Below are 18713 nucleotides of genomic sequence, written 5' to 3'. Positions count from 1 at the left end.
GGGGCCCGTGCCGCGGCCCGGGGGCGGACCGCGGCGGGTGGGCTCAGAGGGTGCCGCGCTGCTCCCGCAGCCGGGCGGCGACCGGGCTCAGCGAGGCGTGCAGCTGCGTCAGGCCCTCCGGGGTGAAGAGGTCGATGAAGTGCCGGCGGACCGAGGCGACGTGGTGCGGCGCGACCCGGCGCATGGTCTCCCAGCCCTCCTCGGTCAGGACGGCGTAGAGCCCGCGGCGGTCCGACTCGCAGTGCTCACGGCGGACCAGACCGGCGTTCTCCATGCGGGTGATCTGGTGCGAGAGGCGGCTCTTGGACTGCAGGGTGCTCGACGCGAGATCGCTCATCCGCATCCGGTGGCCCTCGGCCTCGGAGAGGTTGACGAGGATCTCGTAGTCGTTGTTGGTCAGCCCGAACGGCTGGAGATCGCGCTCCAGTTGGTGCATCAGCAGCCGGCTGACGTCCAGATGGGTACGCCAGGCGCGCTGTTCCTGGTCGGTCAGCCAGGGGGTGTCGCTGTCGGTCGTCATGGAGGAATTCTACCCGTGAAAGTTGAATAATGAAATAAAATCGGGTGGATCGGACGGAGCGCACAGGGGTCGCCGGTCCGGCTCCCCGCGGCCGGACGCGGCTGATTCAGACGTTCGAGCCGCTCACCCTGCGCAGACTACCGTTCACAGCCCGAAACGTTGCTGGAGACCACCGAGCGCGCCCGGCAGCTGTGGTACTTGTGAGCCACCTCCCCCACCTCCCCCGGGAACGCCCGCCTCCGGCACCACCTCACCCGTGGGCCGCTCCGCCATCATCTGCTCCGTCGACTGCAGCAGGACCGTACCGGCGCCCACGAACTCGAATTGGTGCTCCTCGCCCGACACCCCGCCCAGCCCCGTGTGCGCCCGGACACCGCCGAGGAATCCCCGCAGGTACTGGTGGTCGTAGTGATGGCACGGCGAGGGGCAGTCCGCCCAGCCGACGAGGGCCTGCGGGTCCACCCGGACCGGCGGTTCGACGAAGACGACCGGGCCGTTGGAGGCGGCCACGAACGTGCCGGTGCCCAGCAGCGTCAGGAAACCCGGGATGATCGACTGCTTCAGCGACAGAGATGGCTGAAAGGCGAGCAGATTGCCGGAGCGAATGGTGAGGTTGCCGTCGTCGAGGTCGTAGGAGTTCACATCGAACGCCCGGTCGGCGAGGACCATCTTGCCCCGGCCCTCGGCCACCACCCAGTCCGCCGCGTGCAGCGGGGAGTGGAAACTCGTCGCGACCAGCCGCTCCAGCGGACCGTGCCCGATGCCGTGGAAATCGATCGCGCCGTAGTACGCGATCATCTTCCCCTTCTGCAGGAACCACCGGCCCTCCAACTCCACCGAGAACGCGTAGGGATTGACGTTGTCGTTCCGCGGCAGTGTGTGGACGTCGTGGACGACGGGTGTACTCACAGCTTCTCCTCCGACGCCTGTACGTAGACGGTGCCCTGGCCCGACAGCTCCAGCTGGAACGCCTCGCCCGAGCCGCGGCCCACCATCTCCCGCCAGCCGAGCGCGGCGGAGAGCTTGTTGCGCACCTCACCGCGGTGGGCGACGTACGCCTGCGGATCGACGTGGACCGGCCGCTGCGGGGTGATCGGCAACTCGATGACGCCGCCGTGGGCCATCACCGCCGCCGAACCGTGCCCCTGCAGCGTGGTGGTGAACAGCCCCTGGCCGGTCACCTGGCCGCGGACCATGCCCATCACCCCGCCCTGCGAGCCCATGAACATCGTGCCCTGCCGCAGCGCACCGTCGAACGCCAGCAGCCGGTCCGCCTCGACGTACAGCGTCTCGCCGGTGAGGTCTATGACCTGGACGTGATGGCCGCCGTGGCCGAACATCACCGTGCCGTCGCCCTCCACCGTCATCAGCGGTGTGGCCTCGCCCGCCAGCCGGCGGCCGATCATCGAGCCGATACCGCCCTGACCGCCCTGGATGTTCGGCGTGAAGGAGACCTCACCGCGGTAGGCGAGCATCGCGCCGCGCTGGCTGTACAGCCGCGCCCCCGGGGTCACCCGCGCCTGAACCATGCGGGAGTTGAGCACCGTGAACGGCATCAGACCTCACCGCCGACGGTGTTGCGCTCGCTGGGCTGGACGTACACCAGACCCTCGCCCTCGAAACGGATCTGGAACGCCTCGCCGGAACCCTCGCCCAGGAACGTGCGGAAGTTCACCCCGGACTGGAAGTGCTGCTTGAGACCGCCGGTGTGCGCGATGTACGCGCCCGGGTCGACCTGGAGCGGATACTCCCGGGTCACCCGCAGGACCACCGCCTGGCCGTCGGAGAGCAGCGCCGCCTGCCCGGTGCCCTCCACGGTGGTGGTGAACAGGCCGTTGCCCTGTGAGGCGCCGCGCAGCCCGGTGAAGGTGGTGCCGGTGCGCAGCGCGGCGTCGGTGCACAGCAGATTGCTGGCCTCGACGTACAGCTTCTCGCCGCGCAGCTGCACCAGATTGATCTCGCTCGCGCGGTCGGCGAAGTAGCAGGTGCCCTGCCCCTTCACCTCCATGACGGCCATCTGCTCACCGGTCAGCCGCCGGGTGACCATCCCGCGCAGCCCCTCACCCCCTCCGGTCTTCTTCCTGAAAGACATCTGTCCCTCGTACGCGACCATCGCGCCGTTCTTCGCCTTGACGGCGTCGCCGTTCATGTCGACGGCGAGCACCTTGCTCCCGTGGAGCCGAAACTGAGCCACGTCCCAGACGGTAGCCGCAGGGTCACCCGCCGCGGGAGGCCCGCCGACCCCTGATCCGCTGGGGGATCGCCCCCATCCGACCCGGACGCCGGACGCCGCCGATCCCCTACGGGACCGTCGTCAGGCCCCCGGCGCGGCCGGTCGCGGCGCGGCTGTAACAATGGACGGCAGCCTTGTGAACTCTTGCACAAGCGCTGTGCCCCTCCGCCTGCCGCCACCTGCCACCCGAACGAGGTTCCCGTGGACATCAAGACCGCCGCCGCACTCCACCGGCTCCGCCTGATCTCCGCCCCCGAGGCGATCTCCTTCCTCCTGCTGCTGTGCTGCTCGGTCCTCAAGCGCACCACCAGCTTCGACGGCGTCATGGTCATGGGCATGGTCCACGGCGTGCTGTTCGTCCTCTACGTCCTCTTCTGGCTGGACGCCTGGAACCGCACCAAGTGGGACCTGAGGACCGCCGCCCTCTACTTCATCCTCTCGGTGCTGCCCACCGGCGGTTTCTTCGCCGAGCGCAAGCTCAAGCGCGAGGCGGAGAGCTCCGTCATCGCCGCCCGCGCCCGCCGCGAGGGGACGGTCAACGCATGATCGTCGCCTTCTCGGTCAGCCCGCTGGGCGTGGGCGAGGACGTCGGCGAGTACGTCGCCGACGCCGTCCGCGTCGTCCGCGAGTCCGGCCTGCCCAACCGCACCGACGCCATGTTCACCTCGATCGAGGGCGAGTGGGACGAGGTGATGGATGTGGTCAAGCGCGCCGTCGCCGCCGTCGAGGCCCGCGCGGGCCGGGTCTCCCTCGTCCTCAAGGCCGATATCCGCCCCGGCGTCACCGACGGCCTGACCTCGAAGGTCGCCACCGTCGAACGCCACCTCTCCGCCGGCGCCCCGGCGGACGGCGACACCTCCGCCTGACCGCGCGCGGCCGCCGCGCCGCCCGCCCCACGGCCCGCCGGGCCGCCGCCCTCCCGTACGGGACGCGGCGGCACCGGGCGGGCCGTCCGCGTTCCCGGCCCACCGGCCGCCCGCCCGTATCCCGAGACGCGTCGGACCGGTATATGACCGCCCGGTAGGGTCGGCGGCGTGTCGAAGCCGCTCAGTCTTGCTTTTGATCCCATCGCGCGCGCCGATGAACTCTGGCGGCAGCGCTGGGGCGCCGTGCCGTCGATGGCCGCGATCACCTCGATCATGCGGGCCCAGCAGATCCTGCTGGCCGAGGTGGACGCGGTGGTCAAGCCGTACGGTCTGACCTTCGCGCGCTACGAGGCGCTCGTGCTGCTGACCTTCTCCAAGGCCGGTGAGCTGCCGATGTCGAAGATCGGCGAGCGGCTGATGGTCCACCCGACCTCGGTCACCAACACCGTCGACCGGCTGGTCAGGTCGGGTCTGGTCGCCAAGCGGCCCAACCCCAACGACGGCCGCGGCACCCTCGCCACCATCACCGCCAAGGGCCGCGAGGTGTGCGACGCCGCCACCCGCGACCTGATGGCGATGGACTTCGGACTGGGCGCGTACGACGCCGAGGAGTGCGCCGAGATCTTCGCGATGCTCCGCCCGCTGCGCGTCGCCGCGGGAGACTTCGCCGAGGACTGACGGAGCCGCCCGCCGCCGGGCCGCCGGGCCGCGCACCGGGCCCGTCCGGCGGCGGCCGGCCCCGTTCCGCCCCGCGTCCCGCCGGCCGCCGCCGTGCCCCGGGGGCGGCGAAGATCGCCCCAGGAGGTCCGGTTACGCTCGGGGGCATGAAGCCCAGCGTCCTGACCCGGTACCGGGTGATGGCCTACGCCACCGCCGTCATGCTCCTCGTCCTGTGCGCCTGCATGGTGGCCAAGTACGGCTTCGGTGCGGGCAAGGACCTCACCCTGGTCGTCTCCCAGATCCACGGTGTGCTGTTCATCATCTATCTCGTCTTCGCCTTCGACCTGGGCTCCAAGGCGAAGTGGAAGTTCGGCAAGCTGGTGTGGGTGCTGATCGCCGGCACCATCCCGACCGCCGCGTTCTTCGTCGAGCGGCAGGTCGTCGCCGAGATCCGGCCGCAGCTCCAGGACGCGCCACCGCAGCCGGTCAAGGTCTGATCCGCCGTACCGACGCCGCCACGCGCCCTCCCCGCCCGGGGACGGGCGCGTTCGCGCTGTCCGGGGCGGTGGACGCCCCTAGGGGAGCGATCAGGGGGACATCGGGGGCGCTTGCCATCGACAATTACTTGGACGTCCTAGTAAATTCGCGGGTATGGACGCCGACGCGATCGAAGAGGGCCGCCGCCGCTGGCAGGCCCGGTACGACTCCGCGCGCAAGCGCGACGCGGACTTCACCACGCTCTCGGGCGACCCCGTGGAGCCCGTCTACGGTCCGCGCCCCGGCGACACCGTCGACGGCTTCGAGCGGATCGGCTGGCCCGGCGAGTACCCCTTCACCCGGGGGCTGCACCCCACCGGCTACCGGGGCCGCACCTGGACCATCCGCCAGTTCGCCGGCTTCGGCAACGCCGAGCAGACCAACGAGCGGTACAAGATGATCCTGGAGGCGGGCGGCGGCGGCCTCTCCGTCGCCTTCGACATGCCGACGCTGATGGGCCGCGACTCCGACGAACCGCGTGCGCTCGGCGAGGTCGGCCACTGCGGCGTCGCCATCGACTCCGCCGCCGACATGGAGATCCTCTTCAAGGACATCCCGCTCGGCGACGTCACCACCTCCATGACGATCAGCGGCCCCGCCGTCCCCGTCTTCTGCATGTACCTCGTCGCCGCCGAACGCCAGGGCGTCGACCCCGGCGTCCTCAACGGCACCCTCCAGACGGACATCTTCAAGGAGTACATCGCCCAGAAGGAGTGGCTCTTCCCGCCCGAGCCGCACCTGCGGCTGATCGGCGACCTCATGGAGCACTGCGCGGCGAAGATCCCCGCGTACAAGCCGCTCTCCGTCTCCGGCTACCACATCCGCGAGGCCGGGGCGACGGCCGCGCAGGAGCTGGCGTACACCCTCGCCGACGGCTTCGGCTACGTCGAACTGGGCCTCAGCCGCGGCCTGGACATCAACACCTTCGCCCCCGGCCTGTCCTTCTTCTTCGACGCGCACCTCGACTTCTTCGAGGAGATCGCCAAGTTCCGCGCCGCGCGCCGCATCTGGGCCCGCTGGATGCGCGACGTCTACGGCGCGACCAGCGAGAAGGCCCAGTGGCTGCGGTTCCACACCCAGACCGCCGGTGTCTCGCTCACCGCCCAGCAGCCCTACAACAACGTCGTCCGCACCGCCGTCGAGGCGCTCGCGGCCGTTCTCGGCGGCACCAACTCCCTGCACACCAACGCCCTCGACGAGACCCTGGCGCTCCCCAGTGAGCAGGCCGCCGAGATCGCGCTCCGCACCCAGCAGGTGCTGATGGAGGAGACCGGCATCGCCAACGTCGCCGACCCGCTGGGCGGTTCGTGGTTCATCGAGCAGCTCACCGACCGGATCGAGGCGGACGCCGAGAAGATCTTCGAACAGATCAAGGAGCGAGGTACCCGGGCCGTCCCGGACGGACAGCACCCCATCGGCCCGGTCACCTCCGGCATCCTGCGCGGTATCGAGGACGGCTGGTTCACCGGCGAGATCGCCGAATCCGCCTTCCGCTACCAGCAGTCCCTGGAGAAGGGCGACAAGAAGGTCGTCGGCGTCAACTGCCACGACGGCTCGGTCACCGGCGACCTGGAGATCCTCCGCGTCAGCCACGAGGTCGAACGCGAACAGGTCCGCACCCTCACCGACCGCAAGGCCGCCCGCGACGACGCCCGCGTCACCGCCGCCCTGGACGCGATGCTCACCGCCGCCCGCACCGGCACCAACATGATCGAACCGATGCTGGAGGCGGTCCGCGCCGAGGCCACCCTCGGCGAGATCTGCAACGCCCTCCGGGACGAGTGGGGGGTCTACACCGAGCCCGCCGGGTTCTGAAGCGGAGGCGCGGCCTCCCCGGCCGCGCCTCCCCGGCTCCTTGCCACCACCTCCCGATTCCTTCCCTCCCCGTAGCCGTCCGCTACGCGCTGCACGGGGTCGGCCCGGGTTGGGGAGCGTCTTCGGCGTTCCGTACGGGAGGGCGGGTCGGGGTCCCGCGCCCGAGCCAGGCGGACATACGGCGAAAAGCCCCGCCCGGCCCCCCCGACTCGGGGGGGGCCGGGCGGGGCTTTCTCGCGGTCTTCCGTGGCCGGCGGGGCAGCTCCGTTCGGGGTAGGGCCCGGAGCGGGGCGGTGCCGGCCGGGTGGAGTGCGGTGTCGTGCGACGCCGGGTGGAAGCGTTGAATCCGCCGGTCCGACGGGTAGTTGGGCCCCCAAGGGGGGCATCGGACCCTTACGGGATCAGCCCTAAGGGATCAGCCCCCGGCCCCCGCCCCTTCTCACCCCACCCCCGCCAGCCCCGTCAGCAGGATGGTGGCGAGGCGGCGGGCCCAGGCGGGGTCGACCGGTTCGGCGGAGACCAGGGTGCGGTGGACGATCGCTCCGGCGATGACGTCGAAGATCAGGCCGACGGTCTCGGCGGCGGCGTGGGTGCCTTCGGGGTCGGGCGGGTCCGGGGGGAGTTCGCCGCGCTGCTGGGCGCGTTCGCGGCCGAGGATCACCAGCCGGATCTGCCGGTCGACGATGGTGGTCCGGATGCGTTCGCGCAGCGCCGCGTCGGCGGTGGACTCGGCGACCACCGCCATCAGCGCGGTCTTCGTCTCGGGGCGTTCCAGCAGCCGGCCGAACTGGAGGACCACGCCTTCGATGTCGGCCTGGAGGCTGCCGCGGTCGGGGAGTTCCAGTTCGTCGAAGAGGACCGCGACGGCGTCCACGGCCAGTTCGTTCTTGTTGGCCCAGCGGCGGTAGAGCGTGGTCTTGGCGACCCCGGCGCGGGTGGCGACGTCGCCCATGGTGAACCGTCCCCAGCCCAGATCGACCAGGGCCGCCCGCGCGGCGTCGAGGATCGCGCGGTCGGTCTCGGCGCTGCGCGGGCGGCCCGTGCGGCGCTTCCGGGGGCAGGAGTGCGGCATGCGGGCGACCATACCGGCCAGTAGGGCCTTTTCCGGTGCGGCTCGTGAGGCAGATCACGGCGGTGGCTTTCCGGTGAGGGGTGCCGCCGCGGGACCGTCACCAGTTACGCTACGACCCGTAGCGTAAGAGCGATGATCACACCGGCCCGGGTGGGGACCCGTGGCCACAGGAAGGGCCTCGCGAGAGGCTCGCATCGGGCGCCAGGCCCGGCCGTGCACCGCACACCGGCGGAGTGTACGGACGGCCCGAGCACCCGGGAAGAGGATCCGGTGCGGCCCTCGGGCCGGATTTTCCGTATCGCTTTCCGGAACGGGCCGTTCAGGGGGGAGGATGGACCCATGCAGCCACGCAACATGTCCATGAGCGGAGTCGTCGACCTCGCAGCGGTGAAGGCCGCCGGGGAGGCGAAGCAGAAGGCCGAGCAGGCGCGCGCCGAAGCGGCGCGTACGGGCGAGGTGCCCGCCGCCGGCACCCCCCTGGTGTTCAACGTCGATGAGGCCGGTTTCCAGCAGGACGTCCTCCAGCGCTCCACCGAAGTGCCGGTCGTTCTCGACTTCTGGGCCGAATGGTGCGAGCCGTGCAAGCAACTCGGCCCGCTGCTGGAGCGGCTGGCCGGTGAGTACGCCGGGAAGTTCGTGCTCGCCAAGGTCGACGTCGACGCCAACCAGATGCTCTTCCAGCAGTTCGGGGTGCAGGGCATCCCCGCGGTCTTCGCGGTCATCGCCGGGCAGCCCGTCCCGCTGTTCCAGGGCGCGGCCCCCGAGCCGCAGATCCGCCAGGTGCTGGACCAGCTGATCCAGGCCGCCGAGCAGCAGTTCGGCATCGTCGGTGCCCCCGTCGGCCCGCAGGGCGCAAAGGCCCCGGCGCCCGCCGAGGCCCCGGCCGGTCCGTACGACGCGGCGCTCGCTGCCGCCGGTGCCGCGCTGGACGCCGGTGATCTGGGCGGCGCCGTGCGGGCGTACAAGAACGTCCTCTCCGACGACCCCGCCAACCCCGAGGCGAAGCTCGGGCTGGCCCAGGCCGAACTGCTGCAGCGGGTGCAGGACCTCGTCCCCGCCGACGTCCGCAAGGCCGCCGCGGAGAGCCCGGCCGATGTGCAGGCGCAGATCCGCGCCGCCGACCTCGATCTGGTCGGCGGTCATGTCGAGGACGCCTTCGGCCGTCTCGTCGACACGGTCAAGCGCTCCGCCGGTGACGACCGGGAGGCCGCGCGGGTGCGTCTCCTTGAGCTGTTCGAGGTGATCGGCGGGGACGACCCGCGGGTCGTCTCGGCGCGCACCGCGCTCGCCCGGGTCCTTTTCTGAGGGCCTCGGGACCCGTCCGGCGGCCGGTACGTACACCGACCGGGTGAAACGATCAGCGGCCACGCTTTACCAAATCTTGGTAATCGTGGCCGCTGTTACTCGCAGTAAGTCCAACGGGGTGGCGTGTCGGCATGTAGTCGGTAATGCCCCGTATTTCCGGGACTGGCGTCGCAACGCTGTGTGCCTGTGCGATATCGGTCGGTCGCGGCCCGGTGATCTGCCCGTTACCCGCAAGTAACGAACCCCTTGTGCGGCGGCGGGGAATGCACCACGATCGGCCACGCTCGGTCCATTTCCCTCAGTCCGGCAGCCGGCCGGCACCACGGGCAGATGGGTCCCCACCGAGTGGTCGGCGGCCCCTGCTGCCGGCCTTGGACAGGGGGGTCCCCGCCGTCAACGGCAGGGCCTGTCCAGCAGGTTGCGCGAGAGCGTGGCCAGTGGTTGTCGCTCGGGGGTGATCGCCGGTATCCGGAACGGCTCGCGCCTTCCGGGCACGGCGCTCTCCTTCCCGAGGACGTAGCACTTCTCCCATCCCGGGTACCACGGAGCCCCTACGGGTCCGCCGGTGCCGGAGATGTACGTCCGAGAAGGAGGAAAGTCATGGAGTCCCTGGCTCGTGGCGGGACCAGATGGAAGCGGTTCGCCGTCGTCATGGTGCCCAGCGTCGCGGCGACCGCCGCGATAGGCGTCGCCCTGTCGCAGGGCGCCCTCGCGGCATCGTTCAGCGTGTCCGGCCAGCAGTTCAAGGTCAGCACCGACCGGCTGGACGGCACCGGCTTCGTCCAGTACGGAGCGGTCGACGCCCAGAAGGACGGCAAGCAGGTACCGGTCGCGGTCTCGGCGTTCTCCGACGCCAAGATCAAGAACCTGTGCCAGTCGGTCGTCGTGCCGGTGCCGGTCTTCGGCGATGTGTCGATGAAGCTCATGGCCGGCGGCGGTGGCACACCGGTCGTGGCGAAGAACCTCTACATCGACCTCGATCAGCTGCAGGCCGACGCGACCTTCAAGAACATCAACATCGGTGTGGCCGCGGGATCGTCGTCCAAGGGCCCCGGCATGAAGAAGGGCGACAAGGCCGATCCCGGTTCGTTCGCCCAGGAAGCCGACACGGCCACGCTGACCGGCGTCAGGCAGACGGCGTGGGCGACCACGGCCGGCACGTTCAAGCTGAGTGGCCTGCAGATGAAGGTCACCAAGGGCAAGAGCGAGTGCTACTGACGCACTGAGCGTACGGGCGCGGGGGGCGGGGCCACGGTCCCGCCGTGGTGACCCCGCGCCTGTCCGCCGATGGCGTCAGCAGTCATCCAGTCCAGCCCAGAACCACCGATGTGCCAGTCCCGAGGAGCTGTACGGCATGAGCGAACCTCGCGAGCGAGACATGGTCAGGTGCGCGCCGCGGGTGCGGGGCGGAGCGGAGCGAGGGTACGGCATACACGCGCTTCGTGAGCGGAACAGGGAACGGAGCGCGCCGCGGGCACGCGGGGCCGAGCGAAGCGAAGGTATGGCATGAGCGCCGATACGCGACCACGACTGAACGAGAACCTCGGACACAAGCGTCTCGCGTTCCGGCAGTGGCGCGGGCAACGCCCCTTCTGGGCCGGCCTGCTGACGCTGCTGGCCGGTCTGCCGATCATGTACTTCCCCTATGCGAACCTCACGATCGGCTCGCTGACCGTGCGGATGGCGACCACCGCCGGTGCCGGATCGCTGATCATCGGCGTGCTGTTGGTCGTCCTCGGCCTGACGCTGTGGTTCCAGCCGGCCTCGCGGGTCTTCGCGGGGGTGGCGGCCATCCTGCTGTCCCTCGTCTCCCTGGTCGTCTCGAACTTCGGTGCCTTCCTGATCGGCTTCCTGCTGGGACTGTTCGGCGGGGCGCTCGGCGTCTCCTGGGCGCCGGGCCGGGCGGCGGAGGGCGGCGGGCCGGAAGGCGCACGGGCCGGAGGGCAGCCGGTCACGGCCGGTGCGGCTCCGGGGCCGGGCGACGGACTGGACGACCTGTCAGGAACGAGCCCGACCAACGGAACGAACGGGAGGCACCGTGCCGGGTGACGAGCTGCACGAGAACGCAGCCGCCGGGGCGAGATCCGGACCGAGGCACGCGGCGCCGAAGAAGCCGCTGCTGACACGGTTCCACGTGCCCGCGGGCAAGGCGATAGCCATCGCCGCGATGCCGTCCGCCGTGCTCATGGGCATGGGGTTCACACCCCAGTTGGCGGTGGCCAAACCGGCGCCCGAGAGCCCCTTCAAGGACGGTCCGTGCGTCACCGCTCCGGACAAGCAGGAGCAGCAGGCGCAGGCCGAGGAGAAGGCTGCGAAGGACAAGGCTGCGAAGGACAAGGCGGCCAAGGACAAGGCGGCCGAGGAGAAGGCCGCGAAGGAGAAGCAGCACGGCGGGAAGGCCGGCGAGGACGGGAAGGCGGGGAGGGCGCCGGGAGCGGGCAGCCCGTCGTCCGGCGCCTCGCCGTCACCGTCCGGCTCCCCGTCCGGCGGCGGCTCCGGGACGTCCCCGTCCACCACCCCGTCGCCGTCCCCGTCCACGGGCGACGACGGCAACCCCTGGTACGACCCGCTGGGCTGGGGCAAGAAGATCGAGGACGCCCTCACCCCCGGCGGCGCGAAGGACACCGAAGCGAAGGACACCGAAGCGAAGGACGGCGCAGCGGGAAGCGGCGGGGACGCCGCGTCGCCGTCGCCGTCCCCGACCCCGGACGCCGGACCGTCGAAGGAGAGCGGGAAGCCCGGGAAGAAGGCCACCGATCCCGTACGGGACACGGTGGACAAGGTCACGAAGCCGGTGAAGGACGCGGCGGACGAGGCCACCGGGAAGACGGACGACGATGCCACGCCCACCACCGGCGCCGGTGCGCCGGACGCGGACGGGAAGAAGCCGTTCCCGTGTGTCGTCGAGAAGAAGTCGGACGGTACGGACGAGCAGCCGCCGTCCACCGTCCCGAACGACCCCTGGCACCTGGAAGCCACCTCGCTGACGCTGAAGGACCTCGACTACAAGGGTGTGGTCAACCTCCGGACGCCGAACGGGCGGACCAAGCAGGCGCTGAAGTTCACCGCCGGCGGGATCGACATCGGTGACCTGCACCAGATCGTGGACGGGCCGAACGGCCTGAAGTACCACGTCCGGTCCACACCGGGCTCCACGTCGACCATCCGCGACGGGCAGGTCACGCTCTACACCGAGCGGCTCCAGGGCAACCTCTTCGGGCTGATCCCGATCGTCTTCGACCCGGAGCACCCGCCGCCCATCAACGTCCCGTTCGCGTACTTCACCAAGGTGAAGCTCGCCCAGGCGGGGCAGTTCGGCGGCACGCTGCACGTCCCCGGTCTGCACGAGACCATCGAGAACAGCTGAGACGGCGGCGAACGGCGGTGGCCGCCCCCGGTGCGGGGCGGCCACCGCCGTTCGCCGTGTCAGGGGCGCCGGATCAGCTCTCGCCGCCCAGCCGGTGGACGCGGACCATGTTGGTGGTGCCGGGGACGCCGGGGGGCGAACCGGCCGTGATGATCATGGTGTCGCCCTCGTTGTACCGCTGGAGCTTGAGCAGCTCCGCGTCGACGAGGTCCACCATCGCGTCGGTGTTGTCGACGTGCCGCACCACGAACGTCTCCACGCCCCAGCTCAGCGCGAGCTGGTTGCGGGTGGCGGCGTCGGTGGTGAAGGCCAGGATCGGCTGGGCCGCGCGGTAGCGGGACAGCCGCCGGGCGGTGTCACCGGACTTGGTGAACGCCACCAGCGCCTTGCCGCTGAGGAAGTCCGCCATCTCGCACGCCGCGCGGGCCACCGCGCCGCCCTGCGTCCGCGGCTTCTTGCCCGGGACCAGCGGCTGGAGCCCCTTCGACAGCAGTTCCTCCTCGGCCGCCTCGACGATCTTCGACATCGTCTTGACGGTCTCGATCGGATACGCGCCGACCGACGACTCCGCGGAGAGCATGACCGCGTCCGCGCCGTCCAGGATCGCGTTGGCGACGTCGGACGCCTCGGCGCGGGTCGGCCGCGAGTTGGTGATCATCGACTCCATCATCTGGGTCGCCACGATCACCGGCTTGGCGTTCCGCCGGCACAGCTCCACCAGGCGCTTCTGCACCATCGGGACCTTCTCCAGCGGGTACTCCACCGCGAGGTCGCCGCGGGCCACCATCACCGCGTCGAAGGCCATGACGACCTCCGTCATGTTGGCGACCGCCTGCGGCTTCTCGACCTTGGCGATGACCGGGACGCGGCGCCCGACCTCGTCCATGACGCGGTGCACGTCCTGGACGTCCTTGGCGTCGCGGACGAAGGAGAGCGCGACCATGTCGCAGCCCATGTTCAGGGCGAACTTCAGGTCCTCGATGTCCTTCTCGGACAGGGCGGGGACGTTGACCGCCGCGCCGGGCAGGTTGATGCCCTTGTGGTCGGAGATCACACCGCCCTCGATGACGATGGTGCGCACCCGCGGGCCGTCGACGTCGACGACCTGGAGCGCGACGTTGCCGTCGTTGATGAGGACCGGGTCGCCCTTGGAGACGTCGCCGGGCAGGCCCTTGTACGTCGTGCCGCAGATGGTCCGGTCGCCGGGGACGTCCTCGGTGGTGATGACGAACTCGTCGCCGCGCACCAGCTCCACCGGTCCGTCGGCGAACGTCTCCAGGCGGATCTTCGGGCCCTGGAGGTCGGCGAGCACGCCCACCGCGCGGCCGGTCTCCTCGGACGCCTTGCGGACGCGGTGGTACCGCTCCTCGTGCTCCGTGTGGGTTCCGTGGCTCATGTTGAAGCGGGCCACGTTCATCCCTGCCTCGATCAGCGTCTTCAGCTGGTCGTAGGAGTCGACGGCGGGGCCCAGGGTGCAGACGATTTTCGAACGGCGCATGGGCTGAATCCTATCGGTTTTGTTTCGGAGCGGAATATTCCCTCGGGGGCGGGCGCGGAGCTAGGCGGTGACCAGGGCGTATGTCTGGCGGGCGATCTCCAGCTCCTCATCCGTCGGGACGACGGCGACCGCGACGGAGGCGCCCTCGGGGGAGATCAGCCGCGGCTCGTCGGACCGTACGGCGTTGCGGTCGGCGTCCACGGCCATGCCCAGGCCCTCCAGACCGGCCATCGCCGCGGCGCGTACCGGGGCGGCGTTCTCACCGACGCCCGCGGTGAACGCCACCGCGTCGACCCGGCCGAGCACCGCGGTGTAGGCGCCGAGGTACTTCTTCAGCCGGTGGATGTAGATGTCGAAGGCGAGAGCCGCCGCCTCGTCGCCCTCGTCGATACGCCGGCGTATCTCCCGCATGTCGTTGTCGCCGCAGAGCCCGACCAGTCCGCTGCGCTTGTTGAGCAGGTCGTCGATCTCGTCGGCGGACATCCCGGCGACCCGCTTGAGGTGGAACGTCACCGCCGGGTCGATGTCGCCGGAGCGGGTGCCCATCACCAGGCCCTCCAGCGGCGTCAGCCCCATCGAGGTGTCCACGCACCGGCCGCCCGCGACGGCCGACGCGGAGGCGCCGTTGCCCAGGTGCAGCACGATGACGTTGACCTCGGACGGGTCCTTGCCCAGCAGCTGGGCGGTGCGCCGGGAGACGTAGGCGTGCGAGGTGCCGTGGAAGCCGTAGCGGCGGATGCGGTGGGCGTCGGCGGTGGCCACGTCGATGGCGTAGCGGGCCGCGTGCTCCGGCATCGTGGTGTGGAACGCGGTGTCGAAGACGGCGACCTGCGGCAGGTCCGGGCGGAGCGCCTGCGCGGTGCGGATACCGGTGATGTTCGCCGGGTTGTGCAGCGGCGCGACCGGCACCAGCCGCTCGATCTCCTCAAGGACCGCCTCGTCGATGACGGTCGGCGCGGTGAACTTCAGCCCGCCGTGCACCACGCGGTGCCCGATGGCGGCCAGTTCCGGGGAGTCCAGGCCCAGCCCGTCGGCGGCCAGCTCCGCGGCGACGGCCTTCAGCGCCGCGTCGTGGTCGGCGATCGGGCCGTCGGTCACCCGCCGTTCGCCGCCGGTGGCCAGCGGGGTGTGGGTCAGCCGCGAGGTCTCCTCACCGATCCGTTCGACGAGCCCGACGGCCAGGCGGGCGCTGTCCGCCATGTCGAGCAGCTGGTACTTCACCGACGAGGAGCCGGAGTTGAGGACGAGGACGCGGGTGGGGTTGGCAGTCATGGAGCGCTTTCCGGTGGGTTGCGGGACGGGGCGGACGGGCCGGTTCAGACGGCACCGGCACCGGGCGGGGCGCCCTGAGCCTGGATCGCGGTGATCGCCACGGTGTTGACGATGTCCTGCACCAGCGCGCCGCGCGACAGGTCGTTGACCGGCTTGCGCAGCCCCTGGAGGACCGGCCCGACGGCGACGGCGCCCGCCGAGCGCTGCACCGCCTTGTAGGTGTTGTTGCCGGTGTTGAGGTCCGGGAAGATCAGCACCGTCGCCCGGCCCGCGACCTCCGACTCGGGCAGCTTGGTGCGCGCCACGGACGCGTCGACCGCCGCGTCGTACTGGATCGGGCCCTCCACCAGCAGGTCGGGGCGGAGCTTGCGGACCAGTTCGGTGGCGCGGCGCACCTTGTCGACGTCGGCGCCGGAGCCGGAGGTGCCGGTGGAGTACGACAGCATCGCGATCCGCGGCTCCACCCCGAACTGCGCGGCGGTCGCCGCCGACTGGATGGCGATGTCGGCGAGCTGCTCGGCATCCGGATCCGGGTTGACCGCGCAGTCGCCGTAGACCAGCACCCGGTCGGCCAGACACATGAAGAAGACCGACGAGACGATTTGCGCGTCCGGCTTTGTCTTGATGACCTCGAACGCCGGGCGGATGGTCGCCGCCGTGGAGTGCGCCGCGCCGGAGACCATGCCGTCGGCCAGCCCCTCCTGCACCATCAGTGTGCCGAAGTACGAGACGTCGGCGACCACGTCGTACGCCAGCTCGTAGCCGACGCCCTTGTGGGCGCGCAGCTCGGCGTACCGCTCGGCGAAGCGCTCGCGCAGCGGGGAGGTGTGCGGGTCGATGAGCTGTGCGTCCGCGAGGTCGATGGCGAGGTCGGCGGCGCGCTTGCGGATCGTCTCCTCCTCGCCGAGCAGCGTCAGCGCGCAGACGTCGCGGCGCAGCAGGACGTCCGCGGCGCGCAGCACCCGCTCCTCGGTGCCCTCGGGCAGCACCACCCGGCGCCGCCCGGAGCGGGACCGCTCGATCAGCTCGTGTTCGAACATCATCGGCGTGACCCGGCCGGAGCGGGCCACGGAGATACGGTTCGTCAGCTCGACGGTGTCCACATGCCGCTCGAACAGGCCGAGTGCCGTCTCCGCCTTGCGCGGCGCCGCGGCGTTCAGCTTGCCCTCGACGGCGAACAGCTCGGCGGCGGTGGGGAAGGAGCCGCCGGGCACCGAGATGACCGGGGTGCCGGGTGCCAGCCGGTTCGCCAGCGCCATGATGTCCGGGCCGGGCCGCTCGTCCAGGGTCAGCAGCACCCCGGCGATCGGCGGGGCGCCCGCGCTGTGCGCGGCGAGCGAGCCGATGACGAGGTCGGCGCGGTCCCCGGGCGTCACGACCAGGCAGCCCGGCGTCAGCGCCTTCAGGAAGGTCGGCAGCATGGCGCCGCCGAAGACGAAGTCGCGGGCGTCGCGGGCGAGCCCGGAGTCGTCGCCGAGCAGCACCTCGGCGCCGAGGCTGTGCACCAGCTGCCCGACGGTCGGCGCGGAGAGCGCGCCGTCCTCCGGCAGGGCGTAGCAGGGCACCGGCAGCCGGGCCGACAGCCGCTCGGCGATGGCCTTCTGCTGGTCGGGGGCGACGCGGTTGACGACGAGGGCGACGACGTCGCAGCCGAGCGAGTGGTAGGCGCGGTAGGCGTTGCGGGCCTCCGCGCGGACCGATTCGGCCTCCTGGCTCTGGCCGCCGACGACCGGTATCACCGCGGCGCCGAACTCGTTGGCCAGCCGGGCGTTGAGGCTCAGCTCGTCCGGCAGGTTGGTGGCGGCGTAGTCCGAGCCGAGGACCAGGACGTACTCGTACTCCCCGGCCACCGCGTGGAAGCGCTCGACGAGCTGGGTGACCAGCGCGTCGGTGCCGTGTTCGGCCTGGAGGTCGGCGGCCTCGTCGTAGCCGAGGCCGAAGACGGAGGCGGCCGGCTGGGTGAGGCGGTAGCGGGCCCGCAGCAGGTCGAAGAGGCGGTCCGGTCCGTCGTGGACCAGCGGGCGGAAGACGCCCACCCGGTCGACGTGACGGGTCAGCAGCTCCATCACGCCCAGTTCGACGACCTGACGGCCGTCGCCGCGGTCGGTACCGGTCACATACACGCTGCGTGTCACGCGTGCTCTCCGTCCATCCGTTGTCGTCAGGGGCAGATCAGCGGGGCTGCCGGAGTAGGGTCGGAAACAGCCGTTATGGCGGGCTCGCCCTCTTGACAATACCCGCGGCTCTGGATAGGCCGCGCGTCCCAGTTTCCCCGAGGGGGCGGGCCCGGAGAAGGGCGGGGCGCCGGGCGGGTGAGGGCGGGCCCCGGGGCCCCGTGAAAGAATCGGACCGGCCGCGCGTCCGACAGCGAGCACAGGAGACAGAGCACGATGCGTATCGGAGTCCTCACCGCAGGCGGCGACTGCCCCGGGCTGAACGCTGTGATCAGGTCCGTCGTGCACCGCGCCCTGACCGGCCACGGTGACGAGGTCATCGGCTTCGAGGACGGCTTCAAGGGACTGCTCGACGGGCGCTACCGCAAGCTCGACCTGGACGCCGTCAGCGGCATCCTCGCCCGCGGCGGCACCATCCTCGGCTCCGCCCGCCTGGAGCGCGCCCGGCTGCGCGAGGCGTGCGAGAACGCCAAGGACTTCTCCCGCGAGCACGGCATCGACGTCCTCATCCCCATCGGCGGCGAGGGCACGCTGACCGCCGCCCGGATGCTGTCGGACGCCGGACTGCCGGTCGTCGGCGTCCCCAAGACGATCGACAACGACATCTCCTCCACCGACCGCACCTTCGGCTTCGACACCGCCGTGGGCGTCGCCACCGAGGCCATCGACCGGCTCAAGACCACCGCCGAATCGCATCAGCGGGTGATGGTCGTCGAGGTCATGGGCCGGCACGCCGGGTGGATCGCCCTGGAGTCCGGGATGGCCGGCGGCGCCCACGGCATCTGCCTCCCGGAGCGCGAGTTCGACGTCAGCGACCTGGTCCGGATGGTCGAGGAGCGGTTCTCGCGCGGCAAGAAGTTCGCGGTGATCTGCGTCGCCGAGGGCGCCCACCCCGCGCCCGGCACGATGGACTACAAGAAGGGCGCCATCGACCAGTACGGCCACGAGCGGTTCTCCGGCATCGGCAACGCCCTCGCCGTCGAACTGGAGCGGCGCCTCGGCAAGGAGGCGCGACCGGTCATTCTCGGCCACGTCCAGCGCGGCGGCACCCCCACCGCGTACGACCGGGTCCTCGCCACCCGCTTCGGCTGGCACGCCGTCGAGGCGGCGCACCGCGGGGAGTACGGGAAGATGACGGCGCTGCGCGGTACGGACGTGACGATGGTGCCGCTCGCCGACGCCGTCACCGAGCTGAAGCGGGTCCCCGCCGACCGGATGCGGGAGGCCGAGTCGGTCTTCTGACCGGCCCTGTTCACCTACGGACGGCGGCGGGGGGGGGGGGGGGGGGGGGGGGGGGGGGAGAGGGGAGAAAAAAAAGGCACGACCATAGAGACGGGGAAGGGGGTAATGCCTGCACCAAGCATGCGAGAACGGAACAAAAGCAGAAGAGGGAG

At 71.0% G+C, this 18713-nt stretch carries 18 protein-coding genes; 10 read left to right on the top strand and 8 right to left on the bottom strand.

Translation table 11 applies throughout. The features are described from left to right. Positions 1-43: 43 nt before the first annotated feature. From ACZ4M8_RS06625 to ACZ4M8_RS06610, 4 genes are all read right to left on the bottom strand, one after another. Entirely contained in the window at positions 44-520 is a 477-nt protein-coding gene (locus ACZ4M8_RS06625; RefSeq protein ID WP_467603908.1) for a MarR family winged helix-turn-helix transcriptional regulator, read from the bottom strand. Between the two features lie 144 nt (positions 521-664). Continuing rightward, complete coding sequence (locus tag ACZ4M8_RS06620; protein ID WP_467603906.1) at positions 665-1429, bottom strand: AIM24 family protein; 765 nt, start codon at positions 1427-1429, stop codon at positions 665-667. Beyond that, positions 1426-2076, bottom strand: coding sequence for an AIM24 family protein (locus tag ACZ4M8_RS06615; RefSeq protein WP_467603904.1), 651 nt, complete (start codon positions 2074-2076; stop codon positions 1426-1428). The genes ACZ4M8_RS06620 and ACZ4M8_RS06615 overlap by 4 nt, the downstream gene beginning before the upstream one ends. Continuing rightward, the gene (locus ACZ4M8_RS06610) at positions 2076-2714 is read right to left on the bottom strand and encodes an AIM24 family protein (RefSeq protein WP_467603902.1); all 639 of its coding nucleotides are present in this window, start codon (positions 2712-2714) and stop codon (positions 2076-2078) included. The genes ACZ4M8_RS06615 and ACZ4M8_RS06610 overlap by 1 nt, the downstream gene beginning before the upstream one ends. A 240-nt stretch (positions 2715-2954) precedes the next feature. Between ACZ4M8_RS06610 and ACZ4M8_RS06605 the strand changes: the two genes are divergently transcribed. The 5 genes from ACZ4M8_RS06605 (at position 2955) to ACZ4M8_RS06585 (ending at position 6631) form a co-directional block, all read left to right on the top strand. Continuing rightward, entirely contained in the window at positions 2955-3299 is a 345-nt protein-coding gene (locus ACZ4M8_RS06605) for a DUF3817 domain-containing protein (protein WP_467603900.1), read from the top strand. Continuing rightward, positions 3296-3619, top strand: coding sequence for an MTH1187 family thiamine-binding protein (locus ACZ4M8_RS06600; protein ID WP_467603897.1), 324 nt, complete (start codon positions 3296-3298; stop codon positions 3617-3619). The genes ACZ4M8_RS06605 and ACZ4M8_RS06600 overlap by 4 nt, the downstream gene beginning before the upstream one ends. Before the next feature lie 168 nt (positions 3620-3787). Continuing rightward, positions 3788-4297 carry a MarR family winged helix-turn-helix transcriptional regulator gene (locus tag ACZ4M8_RS06595; protein WP_467603896.1) on the top strand — a complete coding sequence of 170 codons (510 nt, stop codon included), beginning with the start codon at positions 3788-3790 and terminating at the stop codon, positions 4295-4297. Between the two features lie 146 nt (positions 4298-4443). Continuing rightward, complete coding sequence (locus ACZ4M8_RS06590; protein ID WP_467603895.1) at positions 4444-4776, top strand: DUF3817 domain-containing protein; 333 nt, start codon at positions 4444-4446, stop codon at positions 4774-4776. 154 nt (positions 4777-4930) lie between these two features. Then, positions 4931-6631, top strand: a complete 1701-nt coding sequence (locus ACZ4M8_RS06585; protein ID WP_467603892.1) for an acyl-CoA mutase large subunit family protein — start codon at positions 4931-4933, stop codon at positions 6629-6631. Between the two features lie 439 nt (positions 6632-7070). Here the strand turns inward: ACZ4M8_RS06585 and ACZ4M8_RS06580 are convergent, their stop codons facing one another. Continuing rightward, on the bottom strand, positions 7071-7715 hold the full coding sequence (locus ACZ4M8_RS06580) for a TetR/AcrR family transcriptional regulator (RefSeq protein WP_467603891.1): 645 nt from the start codon (positions 7713-7715) through the stop codon (positions 7071-7073). A 327-nt stretch (positions 7716-8042) separates the two neighbouring features. On the opposite strand from ACZ4M8_RS06580, the gene ACZ4M8_RS06575 reads away from it, so the two are divergent. The 4 genes from ACZ4M8_RS06575 (at position 8043) to ACZ4M8_RS06560 (ending at position 12375) form a co-directional block, all read left to right on the top strand. Next, positions 8043-9008: a tetratricopeptide repeat protein gene (locus ACZ4M8_RS06575; protein ID WP_467603889.1), complete on the top strand. Its 966-nt coding sequence runs from the start codon at positions 8043-8045 to the stop codon at positions 9006-9008. A gap of 600 nt (positions 9009-9608) precedes the next feature. Then, entirely contained in the window at positions 9609-10226 is a 618-nt protein-coding gene (locus ACZ4M8_RS06570) for a DUF6230 family protein (RefSeq protein WP_467603887.1), read from the top strand. Positions 10227-10514: 288 nt separating this feature from the next. Further along, a complete protein-coding gene (locus ACZ4M8_RS06565; protein ID WP_467603885.1) occupies positions 10515-11057 on the top strand; it encodes a DUF6114 domain-containing protein in 543 nt (180 codons plus the stop codon). Further along, complete coding sequence (locus ACZ4M8_RS06560; RefSeq protein ID WP_467603884.1) at positions 11047-12375, top strand: hypothetical protein; 1329 nt, start codon at positions 11047-11049, stop codon at positions 12373-12375. Before ACZ4M8_RS06565 ends, ACZ4M8_RS06560 begins: the two co-directional genes overlap by 11 nt. Positions 12376-12448: 73 nt before the next feature. On the opposite strand, the gene pyk is transcribed toward ACZ4M8_RS06560, so the two are convergent. The 3 genes from pyk to pta are packed head-to-tail and all read right to left on the bottom strand — an operon-like array spanning position 12449 to position 17280. Further along, positions 12449-13873, bottom strand: a complete 1425-nt coding sequence (gene pyk, locus ACZ4M8_RS06555; protein WP_467603881.1) for a pyruvate kinase — start codon at positions 13871-13873, stop codon at positions 12449-12451. A gap of 60 nt (positions 13874-13933) precedes the next feature. Further along, positions 13934-15145: an acetate kinase gene (locus tag ACZ4M8_RS06550; protein ID WP_467603878.1), complete on the bottom strand. Its 1212-nt coding sequence runs from the start codon at positions 15143-15145 to the stop codon at positions 13934-13936. A gap of 44 nt (positions 15146-15189) precedes the next feature. Next, on the bottom strand, positions 15190-17280 hold the full coding sequence (gene pta, locus ACZ4M8_RS06545; RefSeq protein ID WP_467603876.1) for a phosphate acetyltransferase: 2091 nt from the start codon (positions 17278-17280) through the stop codon (positions 15190-15192). A gap of 255 nt (positions 17281-17535) precedes the next feature. On the opposite strand from pta, the gene ACZ4M8_RS06540 reads away from it, so the two are divergent. Then, positions 17536-18561 carry an ATP-dependent 6-phosphofructokinase gene (locus ACZ4M8_RS06540; protein WP_467603873.1) on the top strand — a complete coding sequence of 342 codons (1026 nt, stop codon included), beginning with the start codon at positions 17536-17538 and terminating at the stop codon, positions 18559-18561. Positions 18562-18713: the final 152 nt, after the last annotated feature.

Source organism: Streptomyces sp. NPDC027185 (assembly GCF_055567035.1).
This window is presented reverse-complemented; position numbering and strand designations above follow the sequence as displayed.